At 68.2% G+C, this 17,867-nt stretch carries 14 protein-coding genes and 1 riboswitch; of the genes, 2 read left to right on the top strand and 12 right to left on the bottom strand.

Features of this window, described 5'->3' with window-relative positions:
* Window positions 1-168 precede the first annotated feature (168 nt).
* The 5 genes from J2853_RS36465 to J2853_RS36445 form a co-directional block, all read right to left on the bottom strand.
* Entirely contained in the window at window positions 169-2,676 is a 2,508-nt protein-coding gene (locus J2853_RS36465) for an ATP-dependent Clp protease ATP-binding subunit (RefSeq protein WP_307565388.1), read from the bottom strand.
* 278 nt (window positions 2,677-2,954) lie between these two features.
* A complete protein-coding gene (locus J2853_RS36460; protein ID WP_307565386.1) occupies window positions 2,955-3,287 on the bottom strand; it encodes a histone-like nucleoid-structuring protein Lsr2 in 333 nt (110 codons plus the stop codon).
* Between the two features lie 518 nt (window positions 3,288-3,805).
* Window positions 3,806-4,054: a hypothetical protein gene (locus J2853_RS36455; protein ID WP_307565384.1), complete on the bottom strand. Its 249-nt coding sequence runs from the start codon at window positions 4,052-4,054 to the stop codon at window positions 3,806-3,808.
* Between the two features lie 626 nt (window positions 4,055-4,680).
* Window positions 4,681-5,943, bottom strand: a complete 1,263-nt coding sequence (locus J2853_RS36450) for an RDD family protein (RefSeq protein WP_307565382.1) — start codon at window positions 5,941-5,943, stop codon at window positions 4,681-4,683.
* A 208-nt stretch (window positions 5,944-6,151) separates the two neighbouring features.
* Window positions 6,152-6,694, bottom strand: coding sequence for an amino-acid N-acetyltransferase (locus J2853_RS36445; protein ID WP_370879553.1), 543 nt, complete (start codon window positions 6,692-6,694; stop codon window positions 6,152-6,154).
* Between the two features lie 485 nt (window positions 6,695-7,179).
* Window positions 7,180-7,337: riboswitch (cyclic di-AMP (ydaO/yuaA leader) on the top strand.
* A 5-nt stretch (window positions 7,338-7,342) separates the two neighbouring features.
* Here J2853_RS36445 and J2853_RS36440 point away from each other — a divergent pair.
* A complete protein-coding gene (locus J2853_RS36440) occupies window positions 7,343-8,392 on the top strand; it encodes a C40 family peptidase (protein ID WP_307565378.1) in 1,050 nt (349 codons plus the stop codon).
* Window positions 8,393-8,539: 147 nt separating this feature from the next.
* Here J2853_RS36440 and J2853_RS36435 read toward each other — a convergent pair whose 3' ends face one another.
* A complete protein-coding gene (locus tag J2853_RS36435; protein WP_370879481.1) occupies window positions 8,540-8,788 on the bottom strand; it encodes a helix-turn-helix domain-containing protein in 249 nt (82 codons plus the stop codon).
* Window positions 8,789-8,968: 180 nt separating this feature from the next.
* The gene (locus J2853_RS36430; RefSeq protein ID WP_307565376.1) at window positions 8,969-9,337 is read right to left on the bottom strand and encodes a hypothetical protein; all 369 of its coding nucleotides are present in this window, start codon (window positions 9,335-9,337) and stop codon (window positions 8,969-8,971) included.
* A gap of 143 nt (window positions 9,338-9,480) precedes the next feature.
* Between J2853_RS36430 and J2853_RS36425 the strand changes: the two genes are divergently transcribed.
* Window positions 9,481-10,647, top strand: a complete 1,167-nt coding sequence (locus tag J2853_RS36425; RefSeq protein WP_307568943.1) for a cytochrome P450 — start codon at window positions 9,481-9,483, stop codon at window positions 10,645-10,647.
* Here the strand turns inward: J2853_RS36425 and lysX are convergent.
* The 5 genes from lysX to J2853_RS36400 form a co-directional block, all read right to left on the bottom strand.
* Window positions 10,631-12,088: a bifunctional lysylphosphatidylglycerol synthetase/lysine--tRNA ligase LysX gene (gene lysX / locus J2853_RS36420; protein WP_307568942.1), complete on the bottom strand. Its 1,458-nt coding sequence runs from the start codon at window positions 12,086-12,088 to the stop codon at window positions 10,631-10,633. The genes J2853_RS36425 and lysX overlap by 17 nt on opposite strands.
* 248 nt (window positions 12,089-12,336) lie before the next feature.
* Complete coding sequence (locus tag J2853_RS36415; RefSeq protein WP_307565374.1) at window positions 12,337-13,119, bottom strand: type III pantothenate kinase; 783 nt, start codon at window positions 13,117-13,119, stop codon at window positions 12,337-12,339.
* On the bottom strand, window positions 13,119-15,707 hold the full coding sequence (locus J2853_RS36410) for an L-aspartate oxidase (RefSeq protein WP_307565372.1): 2,589 nt from the start codon (window positions 15,705-15,707) through the stop codon (window positions 13,119-13,121). Before J2853_RS36410 ends, J2853_RS36415 begins: the two co-directional genes overlap by 1 nt.
* A gap of 410 nt (window positions 15,708-16,117) precedes the next feature.
* The gene (gene panC / locus J2853_RS36405) at window positions 16,118-16,975 is read right to left on the bottom strand and encodes a pantoate--beta-alanine ligase (RefSeq protein ID WP_307565370.1); all 858 of its coding nucleotides are present in this window, start codon (window positions 16,973-16,975) and stop codon (window positions 16,118-16,120) included.
* On the bottom strand, window positions 16,966-17,856 hold the full coding sequence (locus J2853_RS36400; RefSeq protein WP_307565368.1) for a Rossmann-like and DUF2520 domain-containing protein: 891 nt from the start codon (window positions 17,854-17,856) through the stop codon (window positions 16,966-16,968). The genes panC and J2853_RS36400 overlap by 10 nt, the downstream gene beginning before the upstream one ends.
* Window positions 17,857-17,867 lie beyond the last annotated feature (11 nt).

The following is a 17,867-nucleotide window of genomic DNA, read 5'->3' as shown; positions in this document are numbered from 1 at the left end:
ACGTGATGAGCGCACTTGGGGCGCACTTGGTGAGACGTGACCGAACTCGCTCTACAGAGTGTAGTACTACCTATGGTGGCGAGATACCTCCTTTGGTAACAAATAAGCAGACCCCGCCGTAGATCTCCCTACGGCGGGGTCTGCCTTTACCTGTCAGGCCATGTCTGCCTAGTTCTGGATCGGCTCCGCGATGGCGGCGGCCGAGTCGGGAACCTGGGCGACCGGCGCGGACTCACCGGTGAAGGTGAACTTCGCGTTCTCGCCCTCGCCCTCGACCGCGATCTTGACGATCTGGCCGGGACGGAGCTCGCCGTACAGGATCTTCTCGGACAGGTTGTCCTCCAGCTCGCGCTGGATCGTGCGACGCAGCGGACGAGCGCCCATCACCGGGTCGTAGCCACGGTCGGCCAGCAGCTGCTTGGCCTCCTGCGTGAGCTCCATCCCCATGTCGCGGTCCTTCAGCCGGAGCCCCACCAGGGCCAGCATCAGGTCCACGATCTTGATGATCTCCTTGGGCGTCAGCTGGTGGAAGACCACGATGTCGTCGACACGGTTGAGGAACTCGGGCCGGAAGTTCTGCTTGAGCTCCTCCTGGACCTTGGACTTCATCCGGTCGTAGTTGGACTCGGCGTCGTTGTTCTTGGCGAACCCGACCCCCTGGCCCTTGGAGATGTCACGGGTGCCGAGGTTCGTCGTCATGATGATGACGGTGTTCTTGAAGTCGACCACCCGGCCCTGGGCGTCGGTCAGGCGACCGTCTTCCAGGATCTGCAACAGCGAGTTGAAGATGTCGGGGTGCGCCTTCTCGATCTCGTCGAACAGCACCACCGAGAACGGCTTGCGCCGCACCTTCTCGGTCAGCTGGCCGCCCTCTTCGTATCCGACGTAACCCGGAGGGGAGCCGAACAGACGGGAGACGGTGTGCTTCTCCATGAACTCCGACATGTCCAGCATGATCAGCGCGTCTTCGTCGCCGAACAGGAACTCCGCCAGCGCCTTGGACAGCTCGGTCTTACCGACGCCCGAGGGGCCGGCGAAGATGAACGAGCCACCCGGACGGCGCGGATCCTTCAGCCCGGCGCGAGTGCGGCGGATCGAGCGGGACAGACCCTTGATGGCGTCGTCCTGGCCGATGATCCGCTTGTGCAGCTCGTCTTCCATGCGGAGCAGTCGCTGGGACTCCTCCTCGGTGAGCTTGAAGACCGGGATGCCGGTGGCGGTCGCCAGGACCTCGGCGATGAGCTCCTCGGTGACCTCGGCGACGACGTCCATGTCGCCGGCCTTCCACTCCTTCTCGCGGCGCTCGCGCTTGAGCTGGAGCTGCTTTTCCTGATCGCGCAGCGCGGCGGCCTTCTCGAAGTCCTGCGCGTCGATCGCGGACTCCTTGTCGCGCCGCACGTTGGCGATCTTCTCGTCGTACTCGCGAAGGTCCGGCGGCGCGGTCATACGGCGGATGCGCATGCGCGAGCCGGCCTCGTCGATGAGGTCGATCGCCTTGTCCGGCAGGAACCGGTCGCTGATGTAGCGGTCGGCCAGCTGCGCGGCGGCCACCAGCGCGCCGTCGGTGATCGAGACCCGGTGGTGCGCCTCGTACCGGTCGCGCAGACCCTTGAGGATCTCGATGGTGTGGCTCAGGCTGGGCTCGGCCACCTGGATCGGCTGGAAGCGCCGCTCCAGCGCCGCGTCCTTCTCCAGGTGCTTGCGGTATTCGTCGAGCGTGGTGGCGCCGATGGTCTGCAGCTCACCGCGGGCCAGCATCGGCTTCAGGATGCTGGCGGCGTCGATCGCGCCCTCGGCGGCACCCGCGCCGACGAGCGTGTGCAGCTCGTCGATGAACAGGATGATGTCGCCACGGGTGCGGATCTCCTTGAGGACCTTCTTCAGCCGCTCCTCGAAGTCACCGCGGTAACGCGACCCGGCCACCAGGGCGCCCAGGTCCAGGGTGTAGAGCTGCTTGTCCTTGAGGGTCTCGGGCACCTCGCCCTTGACGATCTTCTGGGACAGGCCCTCGACCACGGCGGTCTTACCGACGCCGGGCTCACCCACCAGGACGGGGTTGTTCTTGGTCCTGCGGGACAGGACCTGCATGACCCGCTCGATCTCCTTCTCTCGGCCGATGACCGGATCCAGCTTGCCCTCCCGGGCGGCCTGGGTCAGGTTGCGGCCGAACTGGTCCAGCACAAGGGAGGTCGACGGCGCGGCCTCGGTCGGACCGCCCGCGGCGGCCGGCTCCTTGCCCTGGTAACCGTGGAGCAACTGGATGACCTGCTGGCGGACCCGGTTGAGATCGGCCCCCAGCTTCACCAGCACCTGCGCGGCCACCCCTTCGCCCTCACGGATGAGGCCGAGCAGGATGTGCTCGGTACCGATGTAGTTATGACCCAGCTGCAAGGCCTCGCGGAGCGACAGCTCAAGGACTTTCTTGGCACGCGGGGTGAACGGAATGTGCCCCGACGGCGCAGACTGACCTTGGCCGATGATCTCCTCGACCTGCTGACGCACACCCTCAAGACTGATGCCGAGGCTCTCCAGAGCCTTGGCGGCAACGCCTTCACCTTCATGGATCAAGCCAAGAAGAATGTGCTCCGTACCGATGTAGTTGTGGTTGAGCATCCGGGCCTCTTCTTGAGCCAGGACGACAACCCGCCGTGCGCGGTCGGTGAACCTCTCGAACATCTCGTCGCTCCTCACAGAGCGGTCAGGCAGGTCCGGGATATCCGAGCCCTGTCATCCCGCATGGTAGCCCCGACCCGGCGACCGCTCTATGCAGAAGACGTTCCCCGAGAGCAGGGCGTTCACCCTCCATCCAACTACTTACAGGGGGTGGGATGTTCCCGCTACGCCGCAAGCGAACGACGTTTATCAACCACTCAAACACATCATGCGGTCATGGCCGCCACCGGACCCCACCGTGACCGCCATAACCGCATGATTCACTTGATCTGGTGAGTGATCTAGTGAGCCGCTTCGTACTGCTCAACGATCTTGGAGGCGATTCGACCGCGCTCGCTGACATTAAGGCCGTGCGACTTCGCCCACGCTCTGATGTCGGCGCTCTTCTCACGCGTGAGAGCCCGCGCGCCACCTGCGCGACGACGGCGAGTGGACAGGGCACCGGAACGGCGGGCGCTCTGCACGAAAGCCGACAGGGAGTCGCGGAGCTTCTTCGCGTTTACCTCACTCAGGTCAATCTCGTAGCTGGCGCCGTCAATGGCGAAGGCGACAGTCTCTTTGGCCTCGCCCCCATCGAGGTCGTCGATGAGAATCTCCTGGATCTGCTTGGCCATCTACGCAATCCTTTCGCGGAGTATTGTTTCATTCGCTAGCTAAACATATACCCGCAATCGGAGAGCGGCAATTCCGGAAGCCCGGCGATTCTTACCGGCAACCGAGACTCCGAGTGGATCAGCTCTTCTGTGACTCAGCCTGATCCCTCTGTTTTGCCGGACGGCGGCCGGCCGCTTCACCCCGAAGAAGCTTGAAGGCTCCGTAGACGAAGGCCCCACCTACGACCGTTGGGGGTATCAACGCGGACAATACGTCGTACATTCGTCCTCGATCCGGACCGGAGATGGCTTTCTGGAGACCATGGAAATGTGGCGGCGACTCCCGGGCTGCACAGGTGACCCGCCCGATCAGTCTGGATCCACCCACACACGACCATAGCGCCACAGGCAAGCGGCGCGTGTCTCGGGGGCGGCCGCGTCAGCCACTCTCTACCTTAATGCTTCTCTCCAGCCGCCTTACCGGTTGCACTACGTAAAGCCGCGGAGGGAAATCCGGCCGGGTGATCAAGTGATCATCATCATGTCCGGAAAACCAATGTCGCCCCGGGTTCCAGGCCGCCGGGCTCCTCCACCTTGCCGCGAAGTCCCTGCTGAGGAGCCTTGTCCGCGAGGATGAACAACCCCGCCGCGGAGCCCGGGATCGCAACTGACAGCTTCTTCACAGGAATACCCACGGTCACCGGAACACCTCGGAAGAGAACCACTCGCTTCATCACGGCGCCGCACCGCAGTTCGATGTCGCCGTACGGAACAAGACGGATCTTCATCGCTTTCTTACCAAGGGTACGACGGTCTTCGACTGCGAGACATAGTCGTAAACCGTATAACCACCAAACGCGCTCAGCCCTGTAGACAACCCCGGCAACACCACGGGGCCCAGGCCCGGATCCACAAGAAGACCTTCGCCCGCCGACCGGAACGCGGCGCAGAAGACGAAAGAGAGAACACGAAGATGCGCGGCCGAGGATGCGAGCGGTCGGCCGATCCCACCATTGGATGAGTGATGTCGTAACTACCTCCGGCGACCGGTCGCATCCTCGGGTCCGGAGAAGGAAGGGTTTACCCGGCGGGGGAATCACTTCCCTGTTATGGTCCACTGTTTGAAACGGTCGTGCTTGGCCTTCGCCCCCCTCGCGGACGGAAGCGAGAAGCCGCTCTCTTCCGGAGCGGAGGGGGTCACCGGCGCCTCATAGGACCGCGTAGGCGGCTGTGAGGCCGATCTGCGATGATTTTCGCCATCTGAGGTACGGGTCCGCCCATAAGGTCCTCTCGTCGCCGCGAATGAGTTTTGCGCTTCCATCACACCGGCCGGCCTCGTTATCGGACTCCGTTTTCTCGTCCGTCCATGAAATCGGGGCCGGCGGTTGAACCGCCGGCCCCGCCATTTTCAGAACTACTTGGCCTTGACGACCACCGTCGCGGCGACCTTGTCCGGCAGGGACTGCTGGTAGGGCTTGTCCACGAACTGCCAGACGAAGGCCAGGATCCAGTACACGTATACGGCGGCGGTGATGATCCACCCGAGGGGGATCCAGGTCAGCAGCAGCGGGCCGAATATGGCCGCGGCCCGCTTGGCGGCCACGCCGGTGGTGAGCCCACCGGGCCCCAGGGTGCCGCCCGACAGGGGAACGACCTTGATGCCCATGGCCAGCTTGCCCAGAGACTGGCCGCCCCTGCGAAGCATGAGGAACTCGTAGCCGATGAACAGCGCACTCATGATCAACGACGTCAGCAGGGCCGCCAGGAAGAAGCCGCTCGCATCCGTCTCGATGCCGGTCCGGAGGTTGAAGTCCGGCCGCGTCACGACGATCGCGGTGATGAGGGCGCCGACCGCGAAGCTGCTCGCGAAGTAGATCAGCCCGTCGATGATGCGGGCCACCAGGCGCTCCCACCACTCCGCGAGCGGAGCGGGGACACCGGGGGGCATCGCGCCCTGGGGCCCGTAACCCGGCTGGCCGTAGGCGGGGGGCTGCTGCCCGTAACCCTGCGGCTGCTGATAACCGGGCTGCTGACCGTAGGCGGGCTGACCGTAGCCGGGAGGCTGGCCGTACCCGGGCTGTCCCTGAGGGGGCTGACCGTAGGCGGGCTGACCGTAAGCAGGCGGCTGACCGTATCCGGGCTGAGGCTGCTGCCCGTAGCCGGGTTGCTCCTGGGAGGGCTGGCCGTAGCCGGGCTGGCCGTAGGCGGGGGGCTGCTGCCCGTAACCCTGCGGCTGCTGATAACCGGGCTGCTGGCCGTAGGCGGGCTGACCGTAGCCGGGAGGCTGGCCGTACCCGGGCTGTCCCTGAGGGGGCTGACCGTAGGCGGGCTGACCGTATCCGGGCTGTCCCTGGGGCGGCTGGCCGTAGGCGGGCGGCTGGCCGTAGGCACCGGTTCCGGGTTGCTGACCGTATCCGGGCTGGGGAGGCTGCTGCCCGTATCCGGGTTGCTCCTGGGAGGGCTGGCCGTAGGCGCCGGTCACGGGCGGCCGGCCGTAGCCGGGCTGGCCGTAGGCGGGAGACTGCTGCCCATAGGGCGACTGCTCCTGGGAGGACTGCTGGTTGTAGGCGGGCTGGCCGTAGTCGGGCTGGGAAGGCTGCTGACCGTGGCCCTGCGGGGTCTGCCCCGGGCCGGTGTCGGGCTGCGCGGTCTCCAATCGGTATCCCACGATCGTCATGTCGGGATCGAATTCGCCAGGGGCTCGATCCGCATCGTGACGTCCATATTCCGGCTGCCCCGAAGGTGTGCGGTCGCGCTCGGGATCATCCTGCGGATATGGCGGCTGTCCGGTGCTCACCGCGTCACCTCACTTAAAACTGCCCATGTGGCATGTGTCAGACTCACACGCTTGATGGTGCACAAGGTATCGATACAGATATCAACAGTCATCTCTCCGCTTCGTCAGCATCGGGGGCGCGGAAGCCGGGCTCCCGTGTCAGATGCAGCAGCATTCGGGTGTTTCCCAAGGTGTTCGGCTTGACGTGCTCCAAATCGAGGAACTCGGCGACACCTTCGTCGTAGGAGGCGAGGAGCTCCGCGTAGACCTCCGGCGCGACGGGCGTGCCCTGGATCTCCCGGAATCCGTGGCGGCCGAAGAAGTCGACCTCGAAGGTGAGGCAGAAGACCCGGCGCAGGCCGAGCTCGCCCGCCGTGCGTATGAGCGCGGAGACGATCCTGTGGCCGATGCCCAGCCCTCGGCAGCCGGGATCGACGGCGACGGTGCGGATCTCGGCGAGATCCTCCCAGAGCACGTGAAGCGCCCCGCAGCCGACGACCGCGCCCGTCCCGTCGGCGGCGACCCAGAACTCCTGGACGTCCTCGTAGAGGGTGACCGTGGCCTTCCTCAGAAGGCGCGGGCCGTCTCCCCCGTAGGTGTCGACGAGCCGCCGGATGGCGCGCACGTCCTGGGTGCGGGCGCGCCGCACCACGATCCCGGCCGTGCCGGCCTCTGACCCCGGACGACTCCGCGCCCCGCGCTCCGCGGCCACGCCTCCGTTCTCGGATTCGGCTCGCCGCTTCCCGGTTTCGACGCCTCGTACGGTCGCCACGGGGGAATGCTCCGTAACCTGCTCCATGACCGATCAGCGTACGTCCTCGGCGTTCTCCAATTACGGCCCACCCTTAACTCGCACCCCACGACCATCACGTGACTCCAGGTAGCGCGCCCATCACGCTGAGCATGGATTGGCGATGATACGTCGGACCTTGTCTTTTTTGCGGTACCGGACCTGCGAAAACCCGCACCAAGGAAGTCCCAAGGGGACATCAAGGCAGCGTAACGCCCATGTTGATCATTATGATATGTGATCTTTCCGTGACATTTCAGTTGTGAAACCTCTACCGAGTTTGCAGTTCTGGTTGAGCAGGAACCTCCAAGTGCACTAATGTCCGTCCTCGTTGTCAGTGATGTAAAAAGCCTGACCCGCCGAATCCCCGAAACGCGGGGAACCGGGGACCCACCCTCGACCACGTCCCCCCGGGGTGAATCCGACGTGCCCCCCACGCACCCGGTAGGGCTGTCTCCGGCCCGAACCCGTCAGCTAACCCGGTAGGCGACCGAGGAGAGGAGCCTGTTGGTGAAGCGCACGCGCGAGCGTGGAGGAAAGCACACGGGCGGCGACGTCCGCCGCCGGGGAAACGTCCCCCGCGGACTCACCCGCCGTATGACGATCACCGGGCTGGCGTTCGCCTGCCTGACCCTCGGCACTCCTCTGCTCGCGGCCACCGCCGATCCGAAACCCAGCCTCCAGGAGCAGGCCAAACAGGTCGAGAAGCTGCACAACGAGATCGGCACGCTCAGCGAGCAGTACAACGGCGAGCGGGTCAAGCTCAAGCAGGCGGAGCGCGCCGCCGAGAGCGCGAAGAAGACCCTCGCCGTCAGCGAGTCAGAGCTGGAGGCCAGGCGGAGCAAGGCCAGCCTCCTCGCGCAGAGCGACTACATGACGGGCGGGATGGGGTCCGCGCTCGCCTTCACCCAGTCGACCGACCCCGACACCTTCCTCGACCAGGCCACCACCAACTACGCCCTCCAGCAGCAGCAGAGCGAGGAGGTCGCCCAGGTCGGCCGGGCGATCGAGGCCGCCGAGCGGGCGCAGGCCGGCGCCAAGGCCAGAACCGCCGAGGTCAAGGACCTGCTCGCTGACATCACCGGCAAGCGGACCAAGATCGAGCGCCTGGTCAAGCGGGTCGAGAGCGACCTGTTCAGCGAGGTGCGCGAGCGGGCCGCCACCACCCGGGGCAACCGGGTGAAGATCAGCGTGCCGATCGTGGGCAGCGGCAAGGCCGCCGAGGCCGCCCGCTGGGCGCTCAGCCAGCAGCTCAAGCCCTACGTGTGGGGAGCCGAGGGCCCCAACTCCTTCGACTGCTCCGGGCTGGTCATGTGGGCCTACCAGAAGGTCGGCATCAGCCTGCCCCACTACACCGGCAACCAGTGGACCGCGGGCACCCACATCTCCAAAGACGAGCTGCGACCGGGCGACCTGGTCTTCTTCTACAACGACCTGCACCACGTCGGGATCTACATCGGCGCGGGCATGATGGTCCACGCGCCCCAGACCGGTGACGTCATCCACGTCTCCACGATCGAGAACCGGCCCTTCGCGGGCGGCGTACGGATCGCCGACTGAAGCGGACCGGGCCACGGGCGGATCGACGCCCCAAGGGCCCGGGACGGGGCTGAGCGGACCCGGAGAGGCTTGAGGCCGCCGGGACGGTCAAGAAGCGTCAGCCCCGGTCGGAGCGGGATACGGCCACGCTGAGGCGATCGGAACGGTCTAGATCAACTGGCGGCGGGCGGCCCAGGCCACCGCTTCGATCGCCGTGGCCACGCCGATGCGGTCGCAGATCCCGCGGAGCCTGCGCCGGACCGTCCGGCCGCTGATGTCGAGGCGGCGTCCCACCCTGTCGACGGTGACACCTTTGGCGAGCTCCGCCAACAGCACGAGATCCTCGTCGCTGAGACCGATATCGCCCATGCCCAGGGGGCTGTCGCCATGGCGTGAGTCCACTTCCGGATAAGCCATCTAGAATCACTCCCCCCTCATAGGTAACCAGGCGTGGACACGCCAGAAATCAATACCGCCCGCCAGGAACGGTAAACGCCTTGTTCAAAGGTCGTCAAGTTCCGCTCTCTATAGAGCTTGACCGCTATTGACATAGTACTCGTTACGTGAAGTACTCATGATATGTCGGCGCCTTTGTGGTTAAGTCACAGCCAAGTCAAGGCAGGCCCCCACAAGCAGCGGCTGACTGCGGTAATCGAAGTCCTTGCAGAACAAGGTTTCGCTGGGGTTGGGATCGACGGGATCGCCTCCGGAGTCGGCCATCCGGCCGGCGCCGTCCCCCCGCTTTTCCTCGGAAAAAACGATCATTTTCTGACGCTCTTCGCCCTGACACGCTTCGGCGAGGATGCGGCCCAGCGCCTTGACAACGCCAAGAGAATCACCCTGCGATGGGAAAATGGGAGAGGCTCTCCCCGGGAAAGAAGAGGCCTCCCCCGCGGAATTCGGCACGTGGCCGATCGGCGCGCCCGTCCCACATACCGAGCGTCGTCCCATATAGAGCATGTCCAAAATAGAGTTTCTGAACTATGCACTAACTCGGCCGAAATTGTTCGGCCGACCGGCCGCCCGCCGATGGACCCCCCGTCCGGCTGTCGCCCGCCCGGCCACCGCGCGTCGCACGCCATACGATCCGGAGACAGTTCTTGAGCACGGTGACCACCCTTGACCTGCTGGGGTTCGACCCCTTCGCGCCTGATTTCCTCCGCGCGCCGTACCGGCGCTACCGCGAGCTACGAGAGCAGGGCCCGCTGTTCCGGACCCCGGCCGGGATGTGGCTGGCCACGGGATACGCGCCGTGTGCCGCGTTGCTGCGCGACCCGCGTTTCGGCCATGGAGAGGGGCCCCCGGGACGCGTCCGGGGCACACGGTCCTTCCTCGTCATGGACCCTCCCGACCACACCCGCCTGCGCGCCCTGGTGAGCAGGGCCTTCACCGCGCGGATGATCGAACGACTCCGGCCGAGGGTCTCGGCGATCGCCGAGGAGCTGGTCGGGAAGATGTCCGGCGAGGTCGATGTGATCTCCGCGCTGGCCTATCCGCTGCCGGTCCGGGTGATCAGCGAGATGCTGGGGGTGCCGGCGGAGGATCAGGCGCGTTTCCAGGGCTGGAGCGAGTCACTGGCACGCGGGCTCGACCCGGACTTCCTGCTGCCCGAGAAGATGCTCGCGGAGCGTGACGCGGCCCGCGCCGAGTTTCACGCCTATTTCGCGGAGTTGCTGGTCAGACGGCGGGCCGAGCCCGGTCAGGATCTGCTGAGCGCCCTCGTCACGGCGGACGAGCTGACCACCGAGGAGTTGCTGAGCACGTGCGTGCTCCTGCTGGTGGCCGGGCACGAGACCACGGTCAACCTGATCGGCAACGGCACCTTGGCGCTGCTCCGCCACGGCGCCCTGCGCCGATTCCGCGGGGGAGACGAAAGGGACACGGCGAAGGCGGTGGAGGAACTCCTCCGCTACGACCCGCCCGTGCAGCTCACGCTCAGGTTCGCGCTGGAGGACGTGGAGCTGTGCGGGACGCCGATCCGCCGGGGAGAGGCGGTGATGGCGCTGCTCGGCGCGGCCAACCGGGACCCCGAGGTGTTCGCCGATCCCGAACGGCTCGACCTGGACCGCGGGCCCGCCCGTCACCTGGCCTTCGGCCTGGGGGTCCACTTCTGCCTGGGGGCGCCGCTGGCCCGGATGGAGGGGGCCGTCGCGCTGTCCGCCCTGGCGACGGCGGCGCCGGATCTGACCTTGGCCGATCCGGCGCCGCCGTACAAGGAGAACCTCACGCTGCGTGGTCTGGCAGCGCTGCCCGTCAGGTTCAGCCCGTCGGCTTGACCAGCGGGAACAGGATGGTCTCCCGGATGTTCTTGCCGGTGAAGGCCATGACGAGGCGGTCCACGCCGAGCCCCATGCCGCCGGTGGGCGGCATCGCATATTCCAGGGCGGTGAGGAAGTCCTCGTCAAGCTGCATGGCCTCGGGGTCGCCGCCCGCGGCGAGCATGGACTGCTCGGTGAGGCGGCGGCGCTGCTCGACCGGGTCGACCAGCTCGGAGAAAGCGGTGCCGAGCTCGGTGCCGAACCCGATCAGGTCCCACTTCTCGGTGAGGAGCGGGTTGTCACGGTGCTGGCGGGCCAGCGGAGAGGTCTCCAGCGGGTAGTCCATGACGAACGTGGGCTGGACGAGCGTGTGCTCGACGAGCGCCTCGAAGATCTCCTGGACGAGCTTGCCCTGCCCCCACTTGGCGTCCCAGTGGATCTCGTGCTTGTCCGCGTACTGCCGGACCCGCTCCAGTGGCGTCTCGGTCGTGACCTCTTCGCCCAGCGCGTCCGAGACCGCCCCGTAGAGGGTGATCCTCGGCCACTCCGCCAGGCCCAGGTCGACCTCCTGACCCTCGTAGGTCACCACGGAGTGGCCGAGCGCGGCCACGACCGCGCTCTGGATCATCCGCTGGGTCAGGTCCGCCATGTCGTTGTAGTCGAGGTACGTCCCGTAGGCCTCGATCATCGTGAACTCGGGGTTGTGGGTGGAGTCCGCGCCCTCGTTGCGGAAGTTGCGGTTGATCTCGAAGACCTTCTCGATGCCGCCCACCACGAGCCGCTTGAGGTAGAGCTCGATCGCGATGCGAAGGTAGAGCTCCATGTCGTAGGCGTTGATGTGGGTCTTGAACGGCCGGGCGGCGGCACCGCCGTGGATCGGCTGGAGCATCGGCGTCTCGACCTCGAGGTAGCCCTCGCCGTGCCAGAAGTCGCGCATCGCCCGCACGACGGCGCTACGGGTGTAGGCCATCTTCCGGGCCTCGTCGTTGACGATGAGGTCGACGTAGCGCTGGCGGACCCGCGCCTCGGGGTCGGTGAGCCCGGCGTGCTTCTCCGGCAGGGGCCGCAGGCACTTGGAGGTGATCATCCAACGGTCGGCGAGGATGGACAGCTCGCCTCGGCGGGAGGTGATGACCTCGCCCTCGATGCCCACGTGGTCGCCGAGGTCGACGTCGCGCTTCCAGGCGGCCAGGGACTCCTCGCCCACCTTGTCCAGGGAGATCATGACCTGGAGGTCGCCTGAGCCGTCGCGGATCGTGGCGAAGCAGAGCTTGCCCCCGGTCCTGGACAGCATTACGCGCCCGGTAACGCCCACTTTGTCGCCGGTCGCGGTGTCAGCGGCGAGATCGGCATATTTCTCGCGGATCTCGGCGTTGGTCGCGGTGCGCGGGAAATTCACCGGGTAGGGGTCGACACCTTCTGAGCGGAGGCGGTCGAGCTTCTCCCGGCGCACGCGCATCTGCTCGGGCAGATCCTCGGCGGGGTTCGTCACTTCATCGGTCACAGTTCCAAAGGGTACCGATGCGGCGAACCTCAGGAGGCCACCACTCCGTGGGAAACCGCCACTTCGCGGCGAGTGCCGTCACCGCGGAAGCCGTCGCTCCACGTCAGGGACCGCCGGGGGCGAATGCCGGGCGGAACCCCCTTCCGCTCCGCGGTGCGGCCTCCCCGCCGCGGCGGCGGATCGGCCTTTTCTCAGAGGTCTTCTCAGGCCGTGTTGCGGTGGTAGATCAGCCGGAGGCCGATGAGCGTGAGCCACGGCTCGTGCATGTCGATGGAGCGCGCCTCGCTGACCACCAGGGGGGCCGCGCTGCCGGTGGCCACCACGGTGACGTCGTCGGGGTCGTCGGCCAGCTCGGTCACCATCCGCTCGACGATCCCGTCCACCTGACCGGCGAACCCGTAGATGATGCCCGACTGGAGCGCCTCGACCGTGTTCTTGCCGATCACAGAGCGGGGGCGGATCAGCTCCACCTTGTGCAGCTGCGCCCCCGCCGTGGCCAGCGCGTCCACCGAGATCTCGATGCCGGGGGCGGTCACCGCGCCGACGTACTCCCCCTTGGCCGAGACCGCGTCGAAGGAGGTCGCGGTCCCGAAGTCGACGATGACGCACGGCCCGCCGTACAGCTGGATGGCGGCCAGCGCGTTGACGATCCGGTCGCTGCCGACCTCCTTGGGGTTGTCCATCCTGACCGGCACGCCGGTGCGGACGCCGGGCTCGACGATCACCGCGGTCACGTCGCCGTAGTAGCGGCGGCACATCTCGCGCATCTCGTTGAGCACCGACGGCACGGTGGAACAGAGCGCGATGCCGTCGACGTCGGACCCCTTGAGCAGCGGCGACTGTCCCAGCAGCCCCTGGAGCACGACGGCGATCTCGTCGGCCGTGCGCCGGGCGTCCGTGGCGATCCGCCAGTGCTCGATCACGTCCTCACCCTCGAAGAGGCCGAGAACGGTATGGGTGTTGCCGACGTCAATGGCAAGCAGCATCAATTCCCCCGAAGGTCCAAGGCGATGTCCAGGGCCGGCGCCGAATGCGTGAGCGCGCCCACGGCAAGGTAGTCGACACCTGTTTCGGCCACGTCACGAGCGGAGGCCAGGGTCAAGCCTCCGCTGGACTCCAGGCGCGCCCTGCCGTCCACCAGCCGTACGGCCTCCGCCAGCTGGTCAACGGTGAAATTGTCCAACAGGATCTCCTCCGCTCCCTCGGCCAGCACCGGCTCGATCTGGTCGATCCGATCGACTTCGACCTCGATCGGCAGGCCCGGGTAGGCGTCCCGGACCGCCCGGAACGCCTCGGCCACCCCGCCCGAGGCCACCACGTGATTGTCCTTGATCAGCGCGGCATCCGAAAGCGACATCCGGTGATTGACACCGCCGCCCGCGCGGACGGCGTACTTCTCCAGCGCGCGCAGGCCGGGCAGGGTCTTGCGGCTGTCCCGGATGCGGGCCCCGGTCCCCTCGACCGCCCGGACCCACCTGCCGGTGAGCGAGGCGATCCCGGACAGGTGCGTGAGCAGGTTGAGCGCGGTCCGCTCGGCGGTCAGCACGTCCCGGGTGGCGCCGGTGACGGTCATCAGCACGTCTCCCACGCTCACCCTCTCGCCGTCCTTGACGTGCCGTTCGGTACGGCTCACGCCGAGCCGGGCGAACACCGCCTCCGCGATCGCGAGACCCGCGATCACCCCGTCCGCCCGTGCCACCACGTCGGCGGTCGCGACCTGACCGGCGGGGATCGTGGCGATGCTCGTCACGTCGCCGGCCTCCCCCAGGTCCTCCCGCAGCGCGGCATCGATCAGGGCGCTCACCTCGGCGGGATCCAGTCCCGCCGCCACCAGGTCGTCGACCGTGTGCGCGGGCATGGCGACGTTCGCGTGCGGACGGTAGTTCATGGTCAGTCCCTCTCCTGTCAGGGTCACGTCGAGGTGGCCCAGCCACTGGGCATCGTCTCGGTCGGGGAAGTCCTCGCGCCAGTGCGACCCGCGGGTCTCCTGGCGGGTACGGGCAGCGGCCACCAGGACCGACGCGACCGTCAGCAGGTTGGTGGTCTCCCAGGACTCGGTGCACGGCTCGACCGCCACCGGGGTCCACCGGACGCTCAGCAGGGCCTTGGCCACCTCGCTCAGCGACTCCTCGCTGCGCAGCACGCTCGCCCCCCGGCTCATGTGACCCTGGATCCTGGCCCGTGCCCGGGGGTCGATCAGGCCGGCGGGACGGTCGTCGGCCGGCGGCTCACCCGGCACGGGCCGTACGGCGCCCCCGGCCTCGCCCGGCACGGACCGTGCGGCGCCCGCTGTCGCGCCGGAGGCGGCCCGCCGCTCCGCGTGGATGTCGGCGGCGATCCGCTCGGCGAAGACCAGACCTTCGAGCAGGGAGTTGGAGGCCAGCCGGTTGGCGCCGTGCACTCCGGTGCAGGCCACCTCCCCGCAGGCGTACAGGCCGGGCACGCTGGTACGGCCGTGCAGGTCGGCGCGGACGCCGCCGCTGGCGTAGTGGGCGGCGGGCGCGACGGGGATCGGCTGGGTGACCGGGTCGATGCCGTGCTCCAGGCAGACGGCGTGGATCGTCGGGAAGCGGGTGCGCCACTTCTCCCCGCCGAAGTGGCGGGCGTCGAGATACATGTGGTCGGCGCCGGTCTCCCGCATCCGCCGCATGATCGCCTTGGCCACGACGTCGCGGGGCGCGAGGTCGGCGAGCTCGTGGACGTCCTTCATGAACCGGGTGCCCCCGGCGTCGACCAGCACCGCGCCCTCGCCCCGCACCGCCTCGGAGATCAGCGGCTGCTGGCCGGTGGAGTCCTCGCCGAGCCAGAGCACGGTCGGGTGGAACTGGACGAACTCCACGTCCCTCACGACGGCCCCCGCGCGCAGCGCGAGCGCCACGCCGTCGCCGGTGGAGACGAGGGGGTTGGTGGTGGCGGCGTAGACCTGGCCCATGCCGCCGGTGGCCAGCACCACGGCCCCCGCCCTGACCGCGCCGACGCCGTCGCGCTCGCCCTCGCCCATGACGTGCAGGGTCACGCCGGCGGCCCGGCCCGTGGCGTCCTTGAACAGGTCGAGCACGAGCGCGTGCTCGATCACCTCGATGGCCGACTCCTGGACGGCCTGGACGAGCGCCCTCTGCACCTCGGCCCCGGTGGCGTCGCCACCGGCGTGCACGATGCGGTTGCGCCGGTGGCCGCCCTCCCTGGTGAGCTGGAGTTCTCCGGCGTCGTCGGTGTCGAATCGGGCGCCCGCGGCGATCAGCCGGCGCACCGCGCCCGGCCCCTCGGTCACCAGGACCCGGACGGCCTCCTCGTCGCAGAGGCCCACCCCCGCGACGAGCGTGTCGGACAGGTGTTCGTCGGGGGTGTCACGCGGGTCGAGCACGGCGGCGATCCCACCCTGCGCCCAGCGGGTGGATCCCGACGACAGCACGTCCTTGGTGACGACCAGGACCTTCGCGCCGGGATCGAGAGCGGCGTATCGCAGCGCCAGGGTGAGCCCCGCGATGCCGGAGCCCACCACGACCACGTCCGCCTCGACCGTCCAGCCCGGGGCGGGCGCGGTCAACCTCTGGGGAATGGCAGGAATCGCCATGACCGCCTCCTTGTGAGGGGTGTGAGAGGCTTTTGATTTCGTCAATGTGACGATAACGGGCGCCGCGCCGCGGTTCTTCCCCGGGGTGCCGCCGGAGGTCTCGCGGGGGAGCTCTCCGCGCCGGAGCCCGGCACGCCTGCGAGCCTGCGAGCCTGCGAGCCTGCGAGCCTGCGAGCCTGCGAGCCTGCGAGCCTGCGAGCCTGCGAGCCTGCGAGCCTGCGAGCCTGCGAGGGGATTCTCGATGCCGGGGCCCGGCGGGCCCGCGGGGAAGCTCGCGATGCCGGGGCCCGGGGCGCCGCCGGCGACCCCGCGTCTCCCCTCACCGCCCGCACGCCCCGTCCCGGCGCGGGCCGTTCACCGACGGCGGAGCTCGTCGTCGCGGCCGGCGAGAGCGATCTCGCCGGCCGTCGTCACACGACGACCGTCACATTGTCGATCAATCTGGTGGAGCCCACCTTCGCGGCGACCGCGAGGATCGCCTCACCCACATGGTCCTCGCCGACCTCGGCGAAGGTCGCCGGGTCCACCAGCACCAGGTAGTCGACGTCCAGCGACGGCTCACCCTCCAGTACGGCGCGCGCGACCCGGCGGATCTCTCCCGGCGTCCGCTGCCCGGCCCCCTCGAACAACGCCCGGGACAGGGCCAGTGCCGCACGCCGGTCCTGCGGGGACAGGTAGCGGTTGCGGCTGGACAGCGCCAGGCCGTCCGCCTCCCGGACCGTGGGCGCGCCGACGATGGAGATCGGCAGGTCGAGGTCGGCCGCCATCCGGCGGATCATCGCGAGTTGCTGGGCGTCCTTCTGCCCGAACACCGCCACATCCGGCTGGACCAGGTTGAACAGCTTGAGCACCACGGTCAGCACGCCGTCGAGGTGCCCCGGCCTGGATGCCCCCTCGACGATCGTGCCCATCCTTCCCGCGGAGACGCCCACCTGCCTGTCCGGCAGATACATGGTCTCGGCCGAGGGGGAGAAGACCAGGCTCACGCCCTCGGCCGCGCAGATCTCCAGATCGGTGTCGAACGTCCGGGGATAGCGGGATAAATCCTCGTTCGGGCCGAACTGGAGCGGGTTCACGAAGATGCTCACGGCGACGTGGTCGGCTTTCTCACGGGCCAGCCGTATGAGCGAGCGGTGCCCCTCGTGCAGCGCGCCCATGGTCGGCACCAGCGCCAGATCGACCTTCCCCGACAAGGCCTGCCCGCCGACCCCCAGGGCCTCGCGCGCCTTCACCAGCTCGGTGCGGTCGCCCGCCACGATCACGTCCATACGTTTCCTCCCAGCGCGTCCAGGAGGCGCTCGGCGGCCTCGGGCTTGAGCAGCCCGGCCGCCAGCGCCCGGTCCGCCGTGAGCCTAGCGAGGGCGACATAGGCGTCGGCGGCCTCGGGGGCGGCCAGGATCAACGCGTCCACGTGCTTGCGGACGGTCGCGGCGTCGCCGCGCACCACCGGGCCCGTCAGCCCGGTGATGCCGAGCCGCAGCACGTTCTCCAGGGCCGCGCCGAGCAGCGGTCCGAGCATCCGGCCCGGCTGGTCCACGCCGACCTTCCGCAGCAGTTCCGAGGACTCCGCGACGAGCGTCACCATGTGGTTCGCCGCCGCCGCGAGTGCCGCGTGGTAGAGGGCCCGGTTCTCGTCCTCGACCCATACGGGCTCGCCCTCCATCTCGATGACCAGGGCCTCGGCCACCGGGCGGAGCGGATCGGGCGCGGTGACCCCGTAGGAGATGCCGGTGAGGCGGCGCAGGTCGTCGTCCCTGCCGGTGAAGGTCATCACCGGGTGGAGCGCCAGGGGCAGCGCGCCTGCCTTGATCGCCGGGTTCAGCACCGCCAGGCCGTACGCGCCGCTGGTGTGGGCCACCAGCTTGCCCCGCAGGTCGGCGCCCGTGCCGACCAGACCCGCGACCAGATCGGGTAGCGCGTCGTCGGGGACCGTCAGCAGGAGGAGGTCCGACCGGGCCGCCACGTCCTCGGGGCGGCTGGGAACGACCCCGAGCCGCTCGACGGCCCGTTCTCTGGAAGCGTCGGAGACCCCGCTCGCGGCGACGACCCGGTGGCCCGCTCTTGTGAGGGCGACGCCGAGCGCCGAGCCGACCCTTCCTGCTCCGATCACGCCGACGGCCAGCCGTGCCGGGCGCTCGCCTCTGTCCATCAGATGCCCAT

This window comes from Streptosporangium lutulentum (genome assembly GCF_030811455.1).
GTDB classification, from domain to species: Bacteria; Actinomycetota; Actinomycetes; order Streptosporangiales; family Streptosporangiaceae; genus Streptosporangium; species Streptosporangium lutulentum.
Note: the sequence above shows the minus strand (reverse complement) of the source record. Positions and strands in the feature narration are given on the sequence as shown.

Excerpts from the sequence above, each read along its gene's own strand:
- J2853_RS36465 (WP_307565388.1), bottom strand. The coding sequence starts at position 2,676 with ATGTTCGAGAGGTTCACCGACCGCGCACGGCGGGTTGTCGTCCTGGCT.
- J2853_RS36460 (WP_307565386.1), bottom strand. The coding sequence starts at position 3,287 with ATGGCCAAGCAGATCCAGGAGATTCTCATCGACGACCTCGATGGGGGC.
- J2853_RS36455 (WP_307565384.1), bottom strand. The coding sequence starts at position 4,054 with ATGAAGATCCGTCTTGTTCCGTACGGCGACATCGAACTGCGGTGCGGC.
- J2853_RS36450 (WP_307565382.1), bottom strand. The coding sequence starts at position 5,943 with ATGACGATCGTGGGATACCGATTGGAGACCGCGCAGCCCGACACCGGC.
- J2853_RS36435 (WP_370879481.1), bottom strand. The coding sequence starts at position 8,788 with ATGGCTTATCCGGAAGTGGACTCACGCCATGGCGACAGCCCCCTGGGC.
- lysX (WP_307568942.1), bottom strand. The coding sequence starts at position 12,088 with ATGCGCGTGCGCCGGGAGAAGCTCGACCGCCTCCGCTCAGAAGGTGTC.
- J2853_RS36415 (WP_307565374.1), bottom strand. The coding sequence starts at position 13,119 with ATGCTGCTTGCCATTGACGTCGGCAACACCCATACCGTTCTCGGCCTC.
- J2853_RS36410 (WP_307565372.1), bottom strand. The coding sequence starts at position 15,707 with ATGGCGATTCCTGCCATTCCCCAGAGGTTGACCGCGCCCGCCCCGGGC.
- panC (WP_307565370.1), bottom strand. The coding sequence starts at position 16,975 with ATGGACGTGATCGTGGCGGGCGACCGCACCGAGCTGGTGAAGGCGCGC.
- J2853_RS36400 (WP_307565368.1), bottom strand. The coding sequence starts at position 17,856 with ATGGACAGAGGCGAGCGCCCGGCACGGCTGGCCGTCGGCGTGATCGGA.